This is a genomic window from Mesorhizobium sp. B2-3-11, assembly GCF_006442215.1.
Taxonomy (GTDB): domain Bacteria; phylum Pseudomonadota; class Alphaproteobacteria; order Rhizobiales; family Rhizobiaceae; genus Mesorhizobium; species Mesorhizobium salmacidum.
The window spans coordinates 350,674-366,314 of record NZ_VFVS01000001.1 but is presented as its reverse complement, the minus strand read 5'-3'; the positions used below and the strand labels follow the sequence as shown (position 1 = coordinate 366,314).

Here is a 15,641-nt window from a genome sequence, read left to right as displayed (position 1 = left end):
CGGGCCACCCCCCCCGGGGGGGGCATCGACAATTCGAAAGTCATTTGGGGGCTCAGACCGCTTCGGGCCAAAGTTTGCATTCAATTGAGTTTTTTATTCAAGAGGCCGAAAAATCATGGCTAAAAACCTAAAATTGGTAGCCAACAATCCCTCGACGACCCAGGCGCCACCCCGGCCGCTGGGCGAGCACGGCATAGCGCTCTGGCAGTCGGTCCTCGGCCAATATGGGATCGAAGATGCTGCTGGTGTCGAGTTCCTGACGACCGCCTGCCAGGCACTCGATCGAGCCGAAGCCCTGAAGGCGCAAATCGATGCTGACGGTGCGGTGATCCGCACCAAGGCCGGTCTGAAGGATCACCCGGGACTGAAGCACGAAATTGCGGCGCGGTCGCTCTGCATTCGGACGCTTGCCCGTCTCGGCCTCGACCTGGAGCCGCTTCGCAGCGGTCCCGGGCGACCTACGGGCGGTGGGTATAGGGGCTGACCATGGCGACTAAACGCAAGCCGCTCCGGCGGCGCCAGGTTGGCGGCGAGGCCGAATACCAAGCCTGGCACGAAACGTTTGAATGCGGTTCTGACGGATTTCACGATCTTGACGAGTTCGGTGTTTTCGATCCTTGCGGCAGCATCATGCCAATTGCCGAAAAGGCCGCCGCCAAGGCCACGTTCCGCGCGGCGACAGAAGACGCGTGGAAGCGGTTCGGCGATCGGTTCATGGCCGAATGGAAACCGACCCACGTGCGGCAGACGCCATGGGCTTTCCTCGAATTGGGAGCGCCGTGACATGCCAGCAAAACGCACGCCTTTGCGCCGCGATGTCAAACGCCGGATCACCCCGGCCGCAATAGCGGCGTTCAAGGCCGGCGACGAAATGGCATTGCACGAGCTTCTCGGCCTTCGACCGTGGGAAATAAGCCCGATCGGTTGCGACGAGGGTGATTCGCCATACCCGCCCGGCTCCGCCGGTCACAGCACATGGCCGCAGGCGCAAGAGTTGCGCCAAGAGTTGGAGGCTTTGACGAGATGACCGTCCCGGCAGTCGGATTCATACCCCGGATTACGTCGGTTTCCGCCAATGGCAGCGGCTTCGATCTGACGTGCTGGCATGGCGTGCGGGCATGGCTCGCTGCAGGACAGGGACAAGCGACAGAGCGCTTCGGCGTCCATCCGGACGATATCGCGGCCCTCGCGGCCGCAATTAAGCAGGAGATAGCCAACGATGTTTAAGGTCAACAAGCTCATCGGTTTTGCGGCTCGCAGAACGGCGGCGGCGGCAGGTCTGCAATATGTAGCTACCGACTCAAAGACCGCCGCCACCACCAATCCAAGCTGGACTGGTGTCAGCTTCGGCCCAACGGACGCGACTCGAGAAATCTTTGTCCTTGTAGGTATGGCGAACACAGGGGGCGGCGCAGCGCTCCCAACTGCATTCTCGATTGATGGCGCAACCACGACTCTGGTTGGATCGTTTGCGGGTGCGAGTGTTAATGCGAGAGTCGCAATTTACCGAGCCGCTCCGTCCGGTACAACTGGCACGATATCTTACACCAGTGCAGCTAATCTACACACCATAGCTGTGTACCAAGTCGCTGGTGGGGTTATAACCGTCGAAGATGTTGATGGTAGAGGCTCTAGTTCTAACGAAGTTGCCAGCGTTACAATCGATTCCGCAATTGACGATGTCGTGTTGGCGATATCCGCACGTAGAACAACTGGTGCTGATATCAGCGGAGTCACAGTGGACTACAGCTTATCAACAGGCATACTTAGTTCCAAACAGGGTTCGAAGCGGGCAGATACGACGACTACAACGGTTTCATATACTGAAGCCGGGTTCACTGCTCACGCCATAATGGCGGTTTCTCTCAAGAAGACTTAGTGGACGACCCTGCCACCAAGCTTGGATTGTGGGTGACGCGGGCGATCGATCAGGGGGTAGGGTCTTCGCCGCCAGGCTTCTCATTTGATGATCGGCCGCCACATCGCGAGCCATCGGAAGCGGTATCATCCGGAAAGTCACAGGGATTGTTGTTCGCGCCCCCCATCCCAGGCGAGATGGTGCCGCGCCCCAAGGGACCGCCGGTATAGCGTTCCATGGCGCCTTGAACGCGGCGCCCGCTGCCCTCGATCCTGGTATTGTGCGCATCCGGGGGGAACGGATCGACCGTATGGATGCCCTGGTTTGCCAGCATCGCGTCGCCGGCACCGAGCGTCACGGAATCGCGGTTGCTCATATAGTCCGCGCAGCCTGCCAATGTGCAGACGCAAGCCATCAGCACCAGTGAACGCACCGTCATGGTCCCCCCGGGGAATGTTCAGTACCAGCAGCGATAATAGCCGCAGCGATAATACGGACGATAGTAGGGGCCGCTGCTAGCTGCGGCTGCCGCGACACCTATGACCGCAGCGCCTACGAATGCCGCCGCGATGGCCTGATTCTGGGCGACCCTGCGCTGCTCGCGCTGCCCAGATTGCTGCATCATACAAGTAATGAACAGTTGCGTGCCTGGCGCAATTCCGTACATCCGGCACGTGTTGTTGTCCTGTAATGCGGCCACCTGTGGTGACGTCGTCTCGCAACCGGACAGGACTGTTGCGGCCATCGCGATGATAGCCGCGGTCGAAATCCACCGCATGGGTTTTCCCCTCCATCGTGCAGATGGCGCCCCCGCTATCCCACACGTGGAAGCATAAAAGCACCTGCCGTACGGCGCGGCAAGGTAATCGTTAACGAAAGGTTAATTATCATCGCAACGTCTGAGCATCCCTTGCTGAATAGTAGCACCCATTTGGCTGGCATTAGCCGCTTCAAAGCCTTCCGGAGTCTCACGCCAGCACGCCGGGGGAGTAGACGCTGGTCTTGCTTAGTAACGGAGGGCAGAAGGCCGGACCAAGCCGCAGCCAGTGAATCTCATGCTCCTGCATCTTAGCTTGTATGATCCAGCCGTCTGGGAGCCGGCTCACGTCGATTTTCTGAATTAACCCGATCAACGCCTTCTGCGGTAACAGCGAACATCCCGTTTTCGATCTTTCCAATCCAGCCTTTCGCTTTCAGATACCAGAGGTGAAAACGAAGGTGTTCACGCGGACAGCCTGACATTTGTTCGAGTTCTACGTCGCCAATGCCAGGATGGTCGACGTCTTGTCGGCGCTTCACACAAAGCAGCGAGAGTACCTTGGCCTGAATGACCGAATCTTGTTCCTGGCTCCTGGTGTTGCCCGCCTCCTCGGTCAGCTTGGCCCGGAGGTTAAAATGGTCCTTATACTGGATATCGTACTGCGCGCGCTTGGCAGGGTCTCTGAGTGTATTGTGGGCTTCTACGATTTCGCTGAAGCGTGCTTCATCTCCGGTGTCCCGATTATCGGGATGATAGCGCATGGCAAAATAACGAAATATCCGCTCAATCGTTTCCGAGTTGGCGTTCGAACTAACTTCAAGAACTTCGTAATAGTCAGTGAACATAGTGGCGCTTCCGCAATATCAAACCGGTTCAATTCCAAGTTAGGGCAGCATTGCGCAACTGACACGCGAGCGCAAGCGGGTTCGGGTTTGCCCCCTAGACCATCTTGTGAGACATTCAAGGCGGCCTTGGGAGGGGTTGCGATGGATAGGGGTGTTCAGCCTTCGGGAAGGAAGAGTTTTAGTTGGCACTGGCAGCTTCCCGTCATTGCATTCTTAGGCGCGGGCGCAGCTACCTATGTCGCAAGCGAGGGCTTGCCGGCGATAACAGTTCCGAACGCACTCAATCCGGCCTGCAACATCAAGGGCAACATCAGCATCAATAGTGGACAGCGAATCTACCACATGCCGGGAGACAAGTTTTACTCTGAAACCATCATCCGTCCCGAGTACGGCGAGCGCTGGTTTTGTTCCCAGCAGGAAGCGCAGGCGGCAGGCTGGACTCGCGCAAGGCGGTAGCGCATGCCCTTCCTCGCCTTCGTCGCCTCTTGCGGCATTATCTTGGCGTTGGCGTGGCCTTTCTAGGTTCGTTCGCGACCACGGATGTACTGGCACGGCGGCAACCCTAGCCCGACTACTTCCGCTTGGGGAATGCGATCACCTTGGCCTCGGGCTCCGGCTCCAGCGGCTCGTGACCGGGCCGCTCATGCCAGAAGATTTGGCGCAGATCGCGCTGGTCGACCCGCTGGCCACATTCAGGGCAGTTGTAGAAGTGAAGATGCTCTGCAATATGCCGCCCTCCATGCAGTTTGCCGGGGATCGGAGGGCCAAGGTCAGATAGCTTCGTCATGCGGGCTGCAACATCCGGTCATGCTAAATGTTCCGGAACTATTTTAGCTAAAGCTTATTGAATCGGACGGTGTCGTGAGTGAGTTGATGCGTCTGAAGTTCATTAAGCCGATGGAGCCCGAGCTGGTCGACACCCCGCCCCAAGGCGATGAGTGGATCCACGAGATCAAGTTCGACGGGTACAGGACCCAGGTCATCAAGGATAACGACGGGATTCGGTTGATCACCAAAAACGGCTATGACTGGACCGGGCGCTACATCCAACTCGCCGGCGAAGCAGAGGCGATCGAAGCGAAAGACCTCATCATCGACGGCGAGGCGATCAGCATCAACGAAGCCGGCCTGTCGGACTTCCACGCACTGCAATCAGCCGTTACCAGCCGCAATCCGTCGCGCGACCTGTATCTGGTGGCGTTCGATCTCCTGCACCTCAACGGCCACGATTTACGCGACATGCCGGTGGAAGAGCGGCGTGAAATTCTCCAGCCATTGATCCCGACCGGTGGCCGCATCCAGTTCAGCGAAGCAATGCCTGGAACCGGCGATGCCGTCTATCACCTTGTCGACCAAGCCGGTCTTGAGGGAATGGTCTCAAAGCGCAAGGACAGTACCTATCGCAGCGGGCCGACGATGAACTGGCGCAAGATCAAGTGCTATACCGAAAAGGAAATGGACATCATTGGCGTGCAGCGCGAGGCGGGCAAACCCGCGATGGTCCTTATGGCAGACAAGGGCCGCTATGCTGGCGGCGCCTTCGTCACTTTCAAGGCTGACAAGCGGCAAGCGCTATGGGACCGCGTGCAAGGTAAGGTCGGCGGACCTGTTCCGATAGGCTTGGCCAAGGCAAAGGCCGAATGGCTAAGGCCTGGTCTGGTCGGCCGCGTGAGGTTCCTGAAGGGCGAGGAGAAGCTACGTCACGCCAAGCTGCTCGATTTCCGGGATAAGCAATAGCCAATGCTTGCCTGCCGTCAGGGCGACGCGATCGAATAGCCGTCCGACTAGGATAGTCAGCTTCGTCTCGGCGAGCTGGGGCGTGGTCCCCGTTGGGCTCAGATGGTGCAGGCCGCCTGCCTCCTGTCTCCTGTCAGCGCCCACGTAGCAGGCTTTTCTATGATACAGTTCCGCCCATGGCGGATCACATGGAGGGCCATTCCAGTGACTGAGCTCGCATCGGACGTTCGCACCCCGGCAGCCCAATATATCCGCATGTCCACAGAGCACCAACGCTATTCGCTGGACAATCAGTGTGCGGCCATAGCGGAGTATGCCGAGCGCCGTGGCTTTGCCGTTGTTAAAACGTATGCAGACGCCGGCAAAAGTGGGCTAAGCCTTAAAGGAAGAGATGGCCTGAAGCAGCTGCTGACCGACGTTGTGTCCGGCCAGCCTAGCTACTCGGCCATATTGGTGCTGGATGTGAGCCGGTGGGGGAGATTCCAGGATACGGACCAAGCCGCCCACTATGAATTCATTTGCCGCGATGCCGGGGTCAATGTCCATTACTGCGGGGAGCCTTTCGAGAATGACGGCAGCGTGGTCACCAGCATCGTAAAGACCCTTAAGCGGGTGATGGCAGCCGAGTACAGCCGCGAACTTTCCAGCAAAATCTGCAGAGCGCACATCCAGCAAGCTCGCCTTGGGTTCAAGCAGGGCGGTCCTGCGCTGTATGGCATAAGGCGTTTTCTAGTAAGCCAAGATGGAACACCGCGATTTTTGCTCGGACCTGGCGAACGTAAGGGGCTGAACTCAGATCGCGTAATTTTTATGCCTGGCCCTCAGAATGAACTCAAAATTCTAAGGCGAGTCTTCCGCATGTTTGTCGTCCAGAAACGGAGCATTGCGGACATCGCCAAGAGGTTGAACGACGAAAAGATACCGTCGACGGATGGCGCATTATGGAGCAGGGCACGGGTCAAAAGCGTCCTCCGAAGCGAGTTGATGATCGGATATTACGTCTTTAACCGGACCAACCATAAAATGAAAAAGCCGGTAAGTCGCAACCCTCAGGATCTTTGGGTGCGAACCAGGGTAATGGAGCCTATTGTCAATCCCAAAATATTTGCCCGAGCGCAGCGGCTACTCAGGCTAAGACGGGGCTACCACCTCCGGGAGCCCGACATGATCGCAAGTCTGAAGCGACTTTTTCGAGAGAAAAGGAGGCTTTCGCAGGCAATGATTAACGAGTGCCCCTACACACCATCCTCTCATGCATATTGGGCGCACTTCGGCAGCCTGCCGGCACTGTATAGGACCGTTGGTTTCATGTGCCCCCCGACCGGCCAACGAGGTAAATACTACTCGGATGACGAGCTGCTAAACGGCATTCGCCGACTGCACGCAAAGTTCGGATACGTCACAATGGCTTTGATCAACTCCGCTAGCGGCCTTCCAAAGTATAAGTTTTTCACGAAGCGCTTCGGCTCGATTGTGAATGCCTACGGCCTTGCTGGGTTCCCCACGACGAAGAGCGAGAGGATCGCAGCGGCGCGGCAGCGAGCAAGCGCTAGACGTGAGAATAAGAAGGTTGCCGCAGTATCGGGAGAAGAAGCGCGGCGCCCTTAAGCATGCATCCGCGCACCGGTGGCAGCATTTCATCATTCGGTGAGGAAATCGGCAGTGCCTTCGAAGCGATCGCGAAGGCGATGCAGCACCGCGATGGCAGCTTGGCCGATTCGACGATAGGGCTTGCCAACCATGTCGAGAAAAGGAATATAATCCTCCCTGTGTTGCGGCGACCCCTGTCTCAAAATCGGAGATCGCCAATGGCCAGGTCCAAACCATCCAAACAGCTTTCCCAAGCTGAAATCGAGCGCTTTCTCGTAGCGGCGGAAGCGCTGCACAAAAGCATCGTAAAGCCGTTTATATCACCACACTGCGAGCATTACCGCGCCACGCGAACCCTGCATGAGGCGCTGTTGAAGTGACGGGGAGGGAAGTCGAGTTCATCCAGTGGAATACCACCGGGCCGGTGCGGCCGGCGCCTTCTTCGTCAAGCAGTTGCTAATGTAGGAACTTGACCTCTGGTCGCGACCATGGTCCTCTTTTTGGTGGGGGAAGTATGCCGACACTGAGAGATCCACAATACCGCGCGTTTGCACGCCGTGAGCTTTCTAGACGGCAGGGCGGGAGGTGCGTCTACTGCAACCGCGAGTTCACCAAGGGCGGCCCAACCCGAATGACCATCGAGCACCGGAAGGCCAAGATGAAGGGTGGCAAGGATGATCTTAAGAACCTCGCCGCCGCCTGCTGGCACTGCAACCATCACCGTGGCGAGCAGATGAACGAGACCAAGCAGCGCAAAGAGGCAATGGCAAAGGCGATCTAAAAGCCGAAGTCGGGGCCGTTACCCGGCTACAGCGTGACCTATGGCGATTCCCAGGCCGATCGCGAAGCCCAGGACCAAGTTCGCTGCCATCTTCAGGGCAAACGCGCTGTAGCGGCTTCCCTGGCCGCTCTGAGGGGCTTTCAAGGCGCTGGCGAGATCGTCAAATACGTGTTCCATGCCGAGAATCTAGATCGGAACCGCGCGAATGTGAATCCCCGGCTGTTCTCAGGCGCGTGTGGACGCAAGCCGGCTCGTTTGTTCACGGATCGAATCCGAGTATTGCTTCGATGCGGCCCATCACTTCCCACATCAGGTCTTCGTTTGCCTTGCTGTGGAAGCGAGCATCCCGGCTGATCCAGTCCAGGGTGCGAAATTGGTAAGACTGGATAACCCCTTGTAGCTTTACGCCCCGTGGGACCGGAACCTCGAACTTGCTGCCGGTGGCGGTGTTTGTCACCGGACACACGGCAGCAAGTCCTGTCGCGATATTGAAGTCTCGCGGGGAAATGACCAAAGCGGGGCGCGTCCCGGCTTGCTCCGTGCCAGACTGCGGCGTGAAGTCGAGCCAGATAAAGTCACCTCGCTCTGGTTGATAGGCTCTGTCTTTCACCAAGTTTCATCGCCCTGCGATGTGCCCCAGTCGATTTCTTTGTTCCCTTCTGTACGAGGGGGCTCCCCGTCCAAAAGGTCTGCCAGCCGATATCTCTTGCGAGTCGGTGTGACACGGATAGACCCATCTTTGACTTCGAGCGCTACGCAAGCGCCCTCTGCCAGACGAGCCTCTTCGGCCACGTGACGCGGCAAGCGAATAGCTAGGCTATTCCCCCACTTGCTGATCGTGGCATGCATGTTAAGTCTCCCAAGGACTGCCTCTAGTTCTGTGCGCGTGCACATCCCATGTGTGTGCACAGGATGATACATAGTAGATACATGCCATTAAGGCCAGAGTAAGATTTCAAAATCGTAAACGAAGCGATCAGCCCTTCCGTAGCCTCACTCGCCGGCACCGCCGCCCCCGCTCTTAGGGAAGATGACCTGACTTTCGGGGACGCCTTGTTCCTTCGCGAGCCTCGCCAATTCCAGGCGCCATTGTTTCCGCCATGCAGGCTTTCCCTTTTTCCACCACATCAGCATCGCAAGGAGGGCAGTCTGGTCCTCCTCCGAAAACTCGTCCGCGTCTTCAACCCCGAGATCCAGTAGCTTCTCGACGACGGGGCGTTCGGCAATGAACGCGGCCAGATCGCGCAAGTTCAAATCCGCAACGCGTTGCGCTTTTGCCGGATCGGCGCCCACATACGCCGCAGCCTTCATGTAGAGCTGCGCTGTTCGCATGGAAAAGGAGCATTGCTCGCCGACCCAGGCCGCCCACTTTCCGTGCTCGACGGTGGCCTTAGCTTCTGTAAGCAGCCGACCGCATTCGAGTGCGTGGGCGATCGCCTCACGTTCGACCTTTCGACGGCATCGTGCGCTGCGTTGATCGCAACGGCGATGTTTGATCCCGTGGTCATTCGGCTGCTCCCTTCGGCAGATAGCCTCTCGCCTCAAGTTCTGTCACGATCAGCATCTCGACGTAGGCGGCAACCGTGCGCCGATCCTCTTTCGCCGCACGTTCCAGTGCCTCCTTAACGATCGGCTCAATTCGAAGTCCCAACGCCGCTGTCCGTGCCATGCAGTTCCTCTGTGTGTGCAATTGTTAGCAGATGCTAGTTGACCGTTAACTATATCCGTGTCACATCTGCTAACGTTGTAACACATTGCTAGAGGATTGCAATCATGCCGAACACCCATGTTCCGGCGGCCGGCGAAGCTATGCCCGCTGCCGAGGGAATGCACATCATCACCGGGCGATTTTCCCGCCGGCTCATCCTGGCCGGGCTTGCCTCTCTGCCGGCCATAGCTGGCGCTACAGCAGCTCTAGCCGTGCCCGCTACCATCAATCCGGACGCCGAACTGTTCGTGCTTGAGTTGAAACTGAACGCGCTCAAGGACCGGATAGACACTCTCGCAGAGACGCAAGGCCAGTTGAGTGAGCAGGCAGAGGAAGCAGCCGGGCTCAAACCAGTTCATCCGAGCAAGTGGGAAAAGCCATCGATGCCGGATGATCTGAAGGAAATGCAGAGCACATATTTTCGCTCTGTAAACTTCGGCGCCATCGACTTCGATATCGAGAAAGAAGTCGCTCGGTGCCCGGAGTTGGTGAGGGCATGGAATCGTGCCTACGCCGAGGAACAGGCCAGCGTTAAAGCCACGTGGGACGAATACCGAGCAAGGCTCGACGAGCACCACCGCCTACTCGGCTATGACGCCCAAGAGGCCGAATTCGATGATCTGGTGTCCGAGCATTGGAACCTAGGCCAGTGCATCTTTGAAGTTCCGGCGCGCACTGTCGCGGGAATGGCCGTAAAGGTCAGGACGGCAGAGAGCCTTGGCCTGATGGAGTGTGCCGAGAATGACGAAGCGCTGAAGTCGATCGCGGCTGATATCGCGCGCCTAGCGCAAGGCGGTGCAGCGTGAACGCGCCTGTCAGGCTTCTACAGCCTTACGGGATGCCAGCCGGGGTAGATCCCCGCACGTGGCGCCAGGAAGTCCAGAAGCGCCTGAACGACCTCCTAGACCGCGCCATGAGCCTCATCACGGCGCTCGACCTCATGGAAGCGGACTGCGACCTTGAGGACGGGGCAGACCATGAGCCGTGGCTTGGCTGGTGTGCGCTCGGCCCGCAGACCGTCAGCAGCGCCTTTCATGACGGCCGGGGAAGTCCCTACGACGATCGGGAACTGGACGGCAGCGACGACGAGGACGACGGTACGGTGGAGCCGACACTAGGCGCGCCGAACCGCCACCACAATCAAGAGCATTGGGCGGCTGGGGCGCGTGGCGATCATGAACGGGAGGTTTGCGTCGACTGCGAGCAGCCAGATCATTATTAACTGAAAACTGATTGATAGATTTGGCCCGGCGGCTTCGGCTTGCCGGGCCTTTTCCGAGGATCTTTTTAGCCCTCGAAGTGAACGCAGCCGTTGCCGGACGACGCGATCTTAACCAAGTCGTTGGTTGATCGCCCATTCATGCCGCGCAAGATGATTCTGCATCCTTTGTCTCTGGCGAATGACGCAATCTTCACAAGATCATCCGTGCTACGGCCCGCCGCGTCTAAGGTGAAGCCACCTCCGAACGACGCGATTTGAACCAAGTCGTTGGTGGCGCGCCCTGCGAAACTGGTCATGAAGTCCCATCCTGTTATCGACTCACCGCGCCACAGTCGCAGGAAAGAGTTGGTACCGCAATTGGTACCGGACGGGCAGGGAAGGGCAGGGACAGGATAGGACGGCAAGCCGTATGGACCAATGAAAAAGCCCGTAAAACCGGGCTATTCGGGACTGCTAAAGATCAGTCGGGATGGTTTTCACCACGTTTCAAGACCGGTGCCTTAAACCGCTCGGCCATCCCTCCAACCAGTTACAAACGCCGCGCTTTTTAGATTCTGCGTCCGGTCGAGAAATGCCGGCTGCTACGCACTTTGCAACTATTTGCGTTTTCGATCGCTGCTTATAGCCGCCTGCAACGCGACGTCAACTTGCTCCGCTACGTCGGCCTGCATTCCCGGCATTACATGGGAATAAACGTCCAGCGTGATTCCGATGTTCGAATACCCCAGGCGCTCACAGCACGCGCCGCGAAACAGAGACCAACGTTGGAACCAATCCACTGTTGTCTGTTGTCTGCGCAGCGTGGAGATGTCCCCTCAACTCCTGGCGAAAGTCCGCTGCCCGAGGCAACGGCTTTCTTGTTTTTGGAACCCGAACCTCCCGTCCTTGTTTCTGGAGAGAACTAAAGGAGGCGGATATGGAACCGAAGTCATCACGCGACGTGCCAGGTCCAAAGCCCCGCAAGGACAAAGACAGAGACACCCGAGAGGCTGTCGTCAAAACGCCCGAGAAGACGAACAATTGGGACCATGACGCCGTGCATGGAGATGGCGATACGATAGACATGCGGCCTGAGCTGGGCGTGGAGTCGAAATAGCTGACCCCGCCGCTCATCGTTGACCTATGCTGGCCTCGAACAGCCCGCTACCGTTCCTCACGCCTTGAAACCGCTTCTCACGTGTTAAGAGAGCTTGGATTTCCAACGCTCCGGCAATGTCCCTTGATTCATCCTGGGGACGCCCGGCGGGCTTTTTTGCATCTGGTGGCGGGACGGCGGCCGACGCAGCTCGCTCTATTTGCAACAACTGCAGTAACAGTTGATTCAACCATTGCTGGTATCTTCAGGCTAGTATGGTGGCGGCTCCGACAGTGCGGCGGGGGCTGTGTTGCCGGAGCCGCCTGCGCAGTCCGGATGGGACTAGACCGCGCTGTCTCAGAATAGGACAGCGCGGTCAACGATCCGTTAATTTTTGCGATCTCGCAGGCCAGGCGGGCATCAGCCGTTATCCCTCAGCTTCTCGACCGTGGCGACGATTAATACCGCCAGCGCTTAGGCTTTATCCAGAGGGCTTGGTTGCTAGTTAGGATCGCCTGACCTCGATCCTCCGTGGGATCCGCCGCCGGCGTTGTCAGAGTAGCCTCGCTCGAACAGGAACTGAGTATGGACCTGACCGGGAGGGCCGGCTTGAGGATGACCGGGAGGGCCGGCGTGGGGGTGGTTCTTGTCCCCCCCTCCGTTGCCAGGGCGTGATCCGCCTGATTTGGCAATCGCCTTGGAATTCAAGCTGGTGCCGAGCAGGAGAGTTACAGCCGGCGGCGTAACCGCGGCGAAACGCCCCGCCTTCTTAAGAAAGTCCCGGCGCGCTTGAGATTCCGATACAAGGCCCTGGTCGAGTTTCGAGCCGTTTGTGTTCTGGGTCGACATGTATAAAGCCTCCAATTCAACACTATCGTACCATTCGCGGCATCGGCCGCCAGCAAGCTAATGGGCTTAGATAGGTGTATGAAAGAAGTAGAATTCTTAGAAGAGGATTCCGCCCGCGCCGGTCCCGCCGGTGCCATGCATGAAGAAGGTTGGTTTTTTCTACTTTTTAGCCATAGCTAACGGAACCAAAACGTTCAAAATCTATTGAATTGGCAGTTGCGTAAGCGTTGCGTTGTTGAGTTCTGGATTGAGCCTATCATTCGGTAAGCCGTCGTTGCCCGCCCTCGAGAGAAGCCTCCCGAGGGCGGCGACTGAACAGCCCTTCCTGATGAGAACTACCAAATGGCAGAAACGCGACGCTCCGCGCTCGCGGGCGCGATCACCGTTGTTCCTGGCCTTGGAGCGGCTTTCCGACGCCGGCAACTTGCCGACGAAGCGGAGATCAACCGCCTGATCGCTTCCTGCAAGCAGGCTCCGCAAAGGCATACCTCTCCCTAGCCAATGACAGGACGGGCAGTGTCACAATCTTGCCCGGTTCCGGCCACAATCGGTTAATACCGTGATAAACAATTCCTGCGCACAAAGGATCGGGGTCCGAGGCGTCGTTGGCATTGTCGAGTGAGTGCTTGGCTCCTCTGATGGTCGGATACGACGTCTTTGGTTTAGACTTTAGGGGACAATCAAGAATGCAGGCTGTGACGCACCCGCGTCTTCGTCGCGTTGCCACGGTTGCGTTGCTTGCAGCGTCTGCTGCATTGCTTGCCGCTTGCGCATCGCAGCCTGAGCCGAAAGGCATGGTCTACAAGAAGACCCGCTCCAAGGAATATTTCGCCGAGACCGAATATGGCGTGAAGGCCAGTCCGCGCGCTGCCTTCATGCGGCGCGGCGGCGGCCGCGACCAGCTCGGCAAGCCCTATCAGGTGCGCGGCAAGTGGTATTATCCCAAAGAAGACAAGAAGTACGCCAAGGTGGGTCTGGCCTCGTGGTATGGCGACGCCTTCCATGGCCGGCTGACCGCCAACGGCGAAGTCTACGACACGGCGCATCTGACGGCGGCGCATCCGACCATGCCGCTGCCCAGCTATGCCCGCGTCACCAACCTCGAAACCGGCAGTTCGGTGATCGTGCGCGTCAATGACCGCGGCCCATACCATGAGGGCCGCATCATCGACGTCTCTGAGCGAGCCGCGCAGATGCTGGACTACGACAAGGTCGGCACCGCGAAGGTGAAGGTCGAATATGTCGGCCGCGCGCCGCTCGACGGCAATGACGACCAGTACCTGATGGCCTCTTACCATCCAGGCAACCGCATACCGGATCCGTCGGATGGCCTGCCGACCGGCGTCATGGTGGCCATGAACGGACCTTCGCCGAGCCTTCCGGTCGGCGCGGCCGCAGTGCCGTTTCCAGGTCAGCTGACCGATACCGCAACCCCGGTGCAGGGGCAGATGTCCGCGCAGTCGGCGGCCTTCGGCGATCTGGCGCTGCCCGATTTCGGACCGATCGTGCCGGAACGGCCGGAGATCAGCCTGCCGCCGCAATCGCCGTTCGCCATGGCCTCGCTGTCCTATGCGAATGAACGCGTCCATCACGCAGATGTCTTTGCCGCTCTGGATGACAGCGGCATGTCGCCCGCCGATATCCTGCGGTCGTGGAAAAAGAACGGCCGCCAAGCGGCACCGTCCAGCCCAGATTATGTCGCCGCCGGCACGTTCGACGATGCTACCGAAGCCAAACGCGTGGCCTCGGCACTAAAGCCCTTCGGCAGAATAGAAATCCAGCGCTCCGATCTCGACGGCAATGACTGGTATGCGGTCAACCTCTATCCGGACGGCCATGGCGGCCTGGACGAGTTGCTGAAGGCGGCATGGTCCCACGGTGCGCCCGATGCGCTGGTCGTGCGCGACTGATCCAACAGCCGGCTTTCCGCCCGGCTGTTGATCCCTCAGCGAAAAAGCCTGATAGTTTCGGCACGCCGGAGGGGCCGGCCAACGGGTCGAATTTCATGCAGTTTCGCTTGCTACAGCCTTTTGCCGGGTTCTTTCTCCTCGGCCTCCTGCTCACGCTTTCGCCGGCCCAAGCGCAGCTTTTCGAGACCAAGGCCGCACAAGCCTTCATGATCGATGCTGACACCGGCACGGTGCTGTTTTCGAAAGATGCCGACAAACCCATTCCGCCGGCCTCGATGGCCAAGCTGATGACGATGGAGGTGGTTTTCAACGCCCTCAGGTCCGGGCGCCTCAAACTCGACGATACGTTCGTGGTCAGCGAGAACGCCTGGCGCAAAGGCGGCGCGCCGTCGGGAACCTCTACGATGTTCGCCAAGCTCAAATCGGCGATCCGGATCGAGGACCTGATCCAGGGAGTGACCGTGCAGGCCGCGAATGACGGCTGCATCGTTATCGCCGAAGGCATGGCCGGATCCGAGGACAATTTTGCCGCAGAGATGACCGAACGCGCGCGCCAGATCGGCCTCAAGACATCGACGTTCGTCAATTCGACCGGCCTGCCGGCCGATGGCCAGGAGACAAGTGTGCGCGAGCTGGCGCAGCTCGCCCTGCATCTGTGGCGCGTATACCCGGATTTCTATCGCTACTATGGCCTGAAGGATTTCACCTGGAACAAGATCTCGCAGAGGAACCGCAACCCGTTGCTGGCGATGGACATCGGCGCTGACGGCCTGGCTGTCGGTGCAAGCGAGACATCCGGCTTCGGCATCGTCGCTTCGGTCAGCCACGGCGGCACGCGGGTGATCGCGGCAATGAGCGGGCTGGCCAGTGACAAGGAGCGTGCCGAAGAAGCGCGCAAACTGCTCGATTGGGGCGTTCGTTCGTTCGCGAGGACCGAGATCTTCGCCAAGGACGAGGTGGTCGGGGAGGCCCAGGTCTTTGGCGGTGCGAAATCCGGCGTGACGCTGAAGGCAAAAGGTCCGATCGACATTTTCCTGCCGATCACCAACCGCGACAAGCTGACGGCCAGGATCATCTACTTCGGCCCGGTCGCCGCACCGGTGGAGGAGGGGCAACCGGTGGGCGCACTGCGGGTCTGGATCGGCGACACGCTGAGCCAGGAGACACCGTTGTTCGCCGCCGAGTCGATCGGCGTCGGCACGTTGCCGCAACGCGCGCTCGACGCCGTCAAGGAACTGGCGGTCGGCTGGCTTCGATAGTACCGACGGCATGGACGTTTTCCCTGTCGCGGACTATCTAGAGCGCA

At 58.8% G+C, this 15,641-nt stretch carries 21 protein-coding genes and 1 pseudogene; 14 read left to right on the top strand and 8 right to left on the bottom strand.

Annotated elements, in window-relative coordinates:
* Window positions 1–115: 115 nt before the first annotated feature.
* From FJ960_RS01925 to FJ960_RS01905, 5 genes are read left to right on the top strand one after another with little or no spacing between them, the layout of a single operon-like run.
* Window positions 116–484, top strand: a complete 369-nt coding sequence (locus FJ960_RS01925; protein WP_140711561.1) for a P27 family phage terminase small subunit — start codon at window positions 116–118, stop codon at window positions 482–484.
* A 2-nt stretch (window positions 485–486) separates the two neighbouring features.
* The gene (locus FJ960_RS01920; protein ID WP_140711560.1) at window positions 487–783 is read left to right on the top strand and encodes a hypothetical protein; all 297 of its coding nucleotides are present in this window, start codon (window positions 487–489) and stop codon (window positions 781–783) included.
* Between the two features lies 1 nt (window position 784).
* Window positions 785–1,027 carry a hypothetical protein gene (locus tag FJ960_RS01915; protein ID WP_140711559.1) on the top strand — a complete coding sequence of 81 codons (243 nt, stop codon included), beginning with the start codon at window positions 785–787 and terminating at the stop codon, window positions 1,025–1,027.
* Complete coding sequence (locus FJ960_RS01910; protein ID WP_140711558.1) at window positions 1,024–1,227, top strand: hypothetical protein; 204 nt, start codon at window positions 1,024–1,026, stop codon at window positions 1,225–1,227. The genes FJ960_RS01915 and FJ960_RS01910 overlap by 4 nt, the downstream gene beginning before the upstream one ends.
* Window positions 1,220–1,879, top strand: a complete 660-nt coding sequence (locus tag FJ960_RS01905) for a hypothetical protein (protein WP_140711557.1) — start codon at window positions 1,220–1,222, stop codon at window positions 1,877–1,879. Before FJ960_RS01910 ends, FJ960_RS01905 begins: the two co-directional genes overlap by 8 nt.
* A gap of 49 nt (window positions 1,880–1,928) precedes the next feature.
* Here FJ960_RS01905 and FJ960_RS01900 read toward each other — a convergent pair whose 3' ends face one another.
* The 3 genes from FJ960_RS01900 to FJ960_RS01890 all read right to left on the bottom strand — a co-directional run bounded on the left by FJ960_RS01900 (window position 1,929) and on the right by FJ960_RS01890 (window position 3,463).
* The gene (locus FJ960_RS01900; protein WP_140711556.1) at window positions 1,929–2,297 is read right to left on the bottom strand and encodes a hypothetical protein; all 369 of its coding nucleotides are present in this window, start codon (window positions 2,295–2,297) and stop codon (window positions 1,929–1,931) included.
* Window positions 2,298–2,315: 18 nt separating this feature from the next.
* A complete protein-coding gene (locus tag FJ960_RS01895) occupies window positions 2,316–2,636 on the bottom strand; it encodes a hypothetical protein (RefSeq protein ID WP_140711555.1) in 321 nt (106 codons plus the stop codon).
* 290 nt (window positions 2,637–2,926) lie between these two features.
* Entirely contained in the window at window positions 2,927–3,463 is a 537-nt protein-coding gene (locus FJ960_RS01890; RefSeq protein WP_140711554.1) for a J domain-containing protein, read from the bottom strand.
* A 141-nt stretch (window positions 3,464–3,604) separates the two neighbouring features.
* Here FJ960_RS01890 and FJ960_RS01885 point away from each other — a divergent pair, with 141 nt between their 5' ends.
* On the top strand, window positions 3,605–3,919 hold the full coding sequence (locus FJ960_RS01885) for a hypothetical protein (RefSeq protein WP_140711553.1): 315 nt from the start codon (window positions 3,605–3,607) through the stop codon (window positions 3,917–3,919).
* Window positions 3,920–4,034: 115 nt separating this feature from the next.
* On the opposite strand, the gene FJ960_RS01880 is transcribed toward FJ960_RS01885, so the two are convergent.
* A complete protein-coding gene (locus FJ960_RS01880) occupies window positions 4,035–4,250 on the bottom strand; it encodes a hypothetical protein (RefSeq protein WP_140711552.1) in 216 nt (71 codons plus the stop codon).
* 86 nt (window positions 4,251–4,336) lie between these two features.
* On the opposite strand from FJ960_RS01880, the gene FJ960_RS01875 reads away from it, so the two are divergent.
* The 4 genes and pseudogenes from FJ960_RS01875 to FJ960_RS30125 all read left to right on the top strand — a co-directional run bounded on the left by FJ960_RS01875 (window position 4,337) and on the right by FJ960_RS30125 (window position 7,571).
* The gene (locus FJ960_RS01875) at window positions 4,337–5,200 is read left to right on the top strand and encodes an ATP-dependent DNA ligase (protein ID WP_140711873.1); all 864 of its coding nucleotides are present in this window, start codon (window positions 4,337–4,339) and stop codon (window positions 5,198–5,200) included.
* A 204-nt stretch (window positions 5,201–5,404) separates the two neighbouring features.
* Window positions 5,405–6,808 carry a recombinase family protein gene (locus FJ960_RS01870; protein ID WP_181174127.1) on the top strand — a complete coding sequence of 468 codons (1,404 nt, stop codon included), beginning with the start codon at window positions 5,405–5,407 and terminating at the stop codon, window positions 6,806–6,808.
* Window positions 6,809–7,008: 200 nt separating this feature from the next.
* Window positions 7,009–7,250: pseudogene (locus tag FJ960_RS01865) on the top strand (hypothetical protein).
* A gap of 54 nt (window positions 7,251–7,304) precedes the next feature.
* Entirely contained in the window at window positions 7,305–7,571 is a 267-nt protein-coding gene (locus tag FJ960_RS30125) for an HNH endonuclease signature motif containing protein (protein ID WP_140711550.1), read from the top strand.
* 259 nt (window positions 7,572–7,830) lie between these two features.
* On the opposite strand, the gene FJ960_RS01855 is transcribed toward FJ960_RS30125, so the two are convergent.
* The 3 genes from FJ960_RS01855 to FJ960_RS29380 all read right to left on the bottom strand — a co-directional run bounded on the left by FJ960_RS01855 (window position 7,831) and on the right by FJ960_RS29380 (window position 9,240).
* The gene (locus tag FJ960_RS01855) at window positions 7,831–8,181 is read right to left on the bottom strand and encodes a type II toxin-antitoxin system PemK/MazF family toxin (RefSeq protein WP_246672589.1); all 351 of its coding nucleotides are present in this window, start codon (window positions 8,179–8,181) and stop codon (window positions 7,831–7,833) included.
* Window positions 8,182–8,564: 383 nt separating this feature from the next.
* A complete protein-coding gene (locus tag FJ960_RS01845; RefSeq protein WP_140711547.1) occupies window positions 8,565–9,116 on the bottom strand; it encodes a DUF3102 domain-containing protein in 552 nt (183 codons plus the stop codon).
* Window positions 9,076–9,240, bottom strand: a complete 165-nt coding sequence (locus FJ960_RS29380; protein WP_181174126.1) for a hypothetical protein — start codon at window positions 9,238–9,240, stop codon at window positions 9,076–9,078. The genes FJ960_RS01845 and FJ960_RS29380 overlap by 41 nt, the downstream gene beginning before the upstream one ends.
* 104 nt (window positions 9,241–9,344) lie before the next feature.
* On the opposite strand from FJ960_RS29380, the gene FJ960_RS01840 reads away from it, so the two are divergent.
* Entirely contained in the window at window positions 9,345–10,085 is a 741-nt protein-coding gene (locus FJ960_RS01840) for a hypothetical protein (protein ID WP_140711546.1), read from the top strand.
* A gap of 107 nt (window positions 10,086–10,192) precedes the next feature.
* Window positions 10,193–10,501, top strand: coding sequence for a hypothetical protein (locus FJ960_RS01835; RefSeq protein WP_140711545.1), 309 nt, complete (start codon window positions 10,193–10,195; stop codon window positions 10,499–10,501).
* A 65-nt stretch (window positions 10,502–10,566) separates the two neighbouring features.
* On the opposite strand, the gene FJ960_RS01830 is transcribed toward FJ960_RS01835, so the two are convergent.
* Window positions 10,567–10,797, bottom strand: coding sequence for a hypothetical protein (locus FJ960_RS01830; RefSeq protein WP_140711544.1), 231 nt, complete (start codon window positions 10,795–10,797; stop codon window positions 10,567–10,569).
* A 2,314-nt stretch (window positions 10,798–13,111) separates the two neighbouring features.
* Here FJ960_RS01830 and FJ960_RS01810 point away from each other — a divergent pair.
* Both FJ960_RS01810 and FJ960_RS01805 read left to right on the top strand, forming a co-directional pair.
* A complete protein-coding gene (locus tag FJ960_RS01810; RefSeq protein ID WP_140711541.1) occupies window positions 13,112–14,335 on the top strand; it encodes a septal ring lytic transglycosylase RlpA family protein in 1,224 nt (407 codons plus the stop codon).
* A gap of 95 nt (window positions 14,336–14,430) precedes the next feature.
* Complete coding sequence (locus tag FJ960_RS01805) at window positions 14,431–15,594, top strand: D-alanyl-D-alanine carboxypeptidase family protein (RefSeq protein ID WP_140711540.1); 1,164 nt, start codon at window positions 14,431–14,433, stop codon at window positions 15,592–15,594.
* The last annotated feature ends 47 nt before the right edge of the window (window positions 15,595–15,641 follow it).

Excerpts from the sequence above, each read along its gene's own strand:
- FJ960_RS01900 (WP_140711556.1), bottom strand. The coding sequence starts at position 2,297 with ATGACGGTGCGTTCACTGGTGCTGATGGCTTGCGTCTGCACATTGGCA.
- FJ960_RS01840 (WP_140711546.1), top strand. The coding sequence starts at position 9,345 with ATGCCGAACACCCATGTTCCGGCGGCCGGCGAAGCTATGCCCGCTGCC.
- FJ960_RS01920 (WP_140711560.1), top strand. The coding sequence starts at position 487 with ATGGCGACTAAACGCAAGCCGCTCCGGCGGCGCCAGGTTGGCGGCGAG.
- FJ960_RS01915 (WP_140711559.1), top strand. The coding sequence starts at position 785 with ATGCCAGCAAAACGCACGCCTTTGCGCCGCGATGTCAAACGCCGGATC.
- FJ960_RS30125 (WP_140711550.1), top strand. The coding sequence starts at position 7,305 with ATGCCGACACTGAGAGATCCACAATACCGCGCGTTTGCACGCCGTGAG.
- FJ960_RS01895 (WP_140711555.1), bottom strand. The coding sequence starts at position 2,636 with ATGCGGTGGATTTCGACCGCGGCTATCATCGCGATGGCCGCAACAGTC.
- FJ960_RS01880 (WP_140711552.1), bottom strand. The coding sequence starts at position 4,250 with ATGACGAAGCTATCTGACCTTGGCCCTCCGATCCCCGGCAAACTGCAT.
- FJ960_RS01810 (WP_140711541.1), top strand. The coding sequence starts at position 13,112 with ATGCAGGCTGTGACGCACCCGCGTCTTCGTCGCGTTGCCACGGTTGCG.
- FJ960_RS01925 (WP_140711561.1), top strand. The coding sequence starts at position 116 with ATGGCTAAAAACCTAAAATTGGTAGCCAACAATCCCTCGACGACCCAG.
- FJ960_RS01830 (WP_140711544.1), bottom strand. The coding sequence starts at position 10,797 with ATGACCAGTTTCGCAGGGCGCGCCACCAACGACTTGGTTCAAATCGCG.
- FJ960_RS01885 (WP_140711553.1), top strand. The coding sequence starts at position 3,605 with ATGGATAGGGGTGTTCAGCCTTCGGGAAGGAAGAGTTTTAGTTGGCAC.
- FJ960_RS01890 (WP_140711554.1), bottom strand. The coding sequence starts at position 3,463 with ATGTTCACTGACTATTACGAAGTTCTTGAAGTTAGTTCGAACGCCAAC.
- FJ960_RS01805 (WP_140711540.1), top strand. The coding sequence starts at position 14,431 with ATGCAGTTTCGCTTGCTACAGCCTTTTGCCGGGTTCTTTCTCCTCGGC.
- FJ960_RS29380 (WP_181174126.1), bottom strand. The coding sequence starts at position 9,240 with ATGGCACGGACAGCGGCGTTGGGACTTCGAATTGAGCCGATCGTTAAG.
- FJ960_RS01875 (WP_140711873.1), top strand. The coding sequence starts at position 4,337 with ATGCGTCTGAAGTTCATTAAGCCGATGGAGCCCGAGCTGGTCGACACC.
- FJ960_RS01905 (WP_140711557.1), top strand. The coding sequence starts at position 1,220 with ATGTTTAAGGTCAACAAGCTCATCGGTTTTGCGGCTCGCAGAACGGCG.
- FJ960_RS01910 (WP_140711558.1), top strand. The coding sequence starts at position 1,024 with ATGACCGTCCCGGCAGTCGGATTCATACCCCGGATTACGTCGGTTTCC.
- FJ960_RS01835 (WP_140711545.1), top strand. The coding sequence starts at position 10,193 with ATGAGCCTCATCACGGCGCTCGACCTCATGGAAGCGGACTGCGACCTT.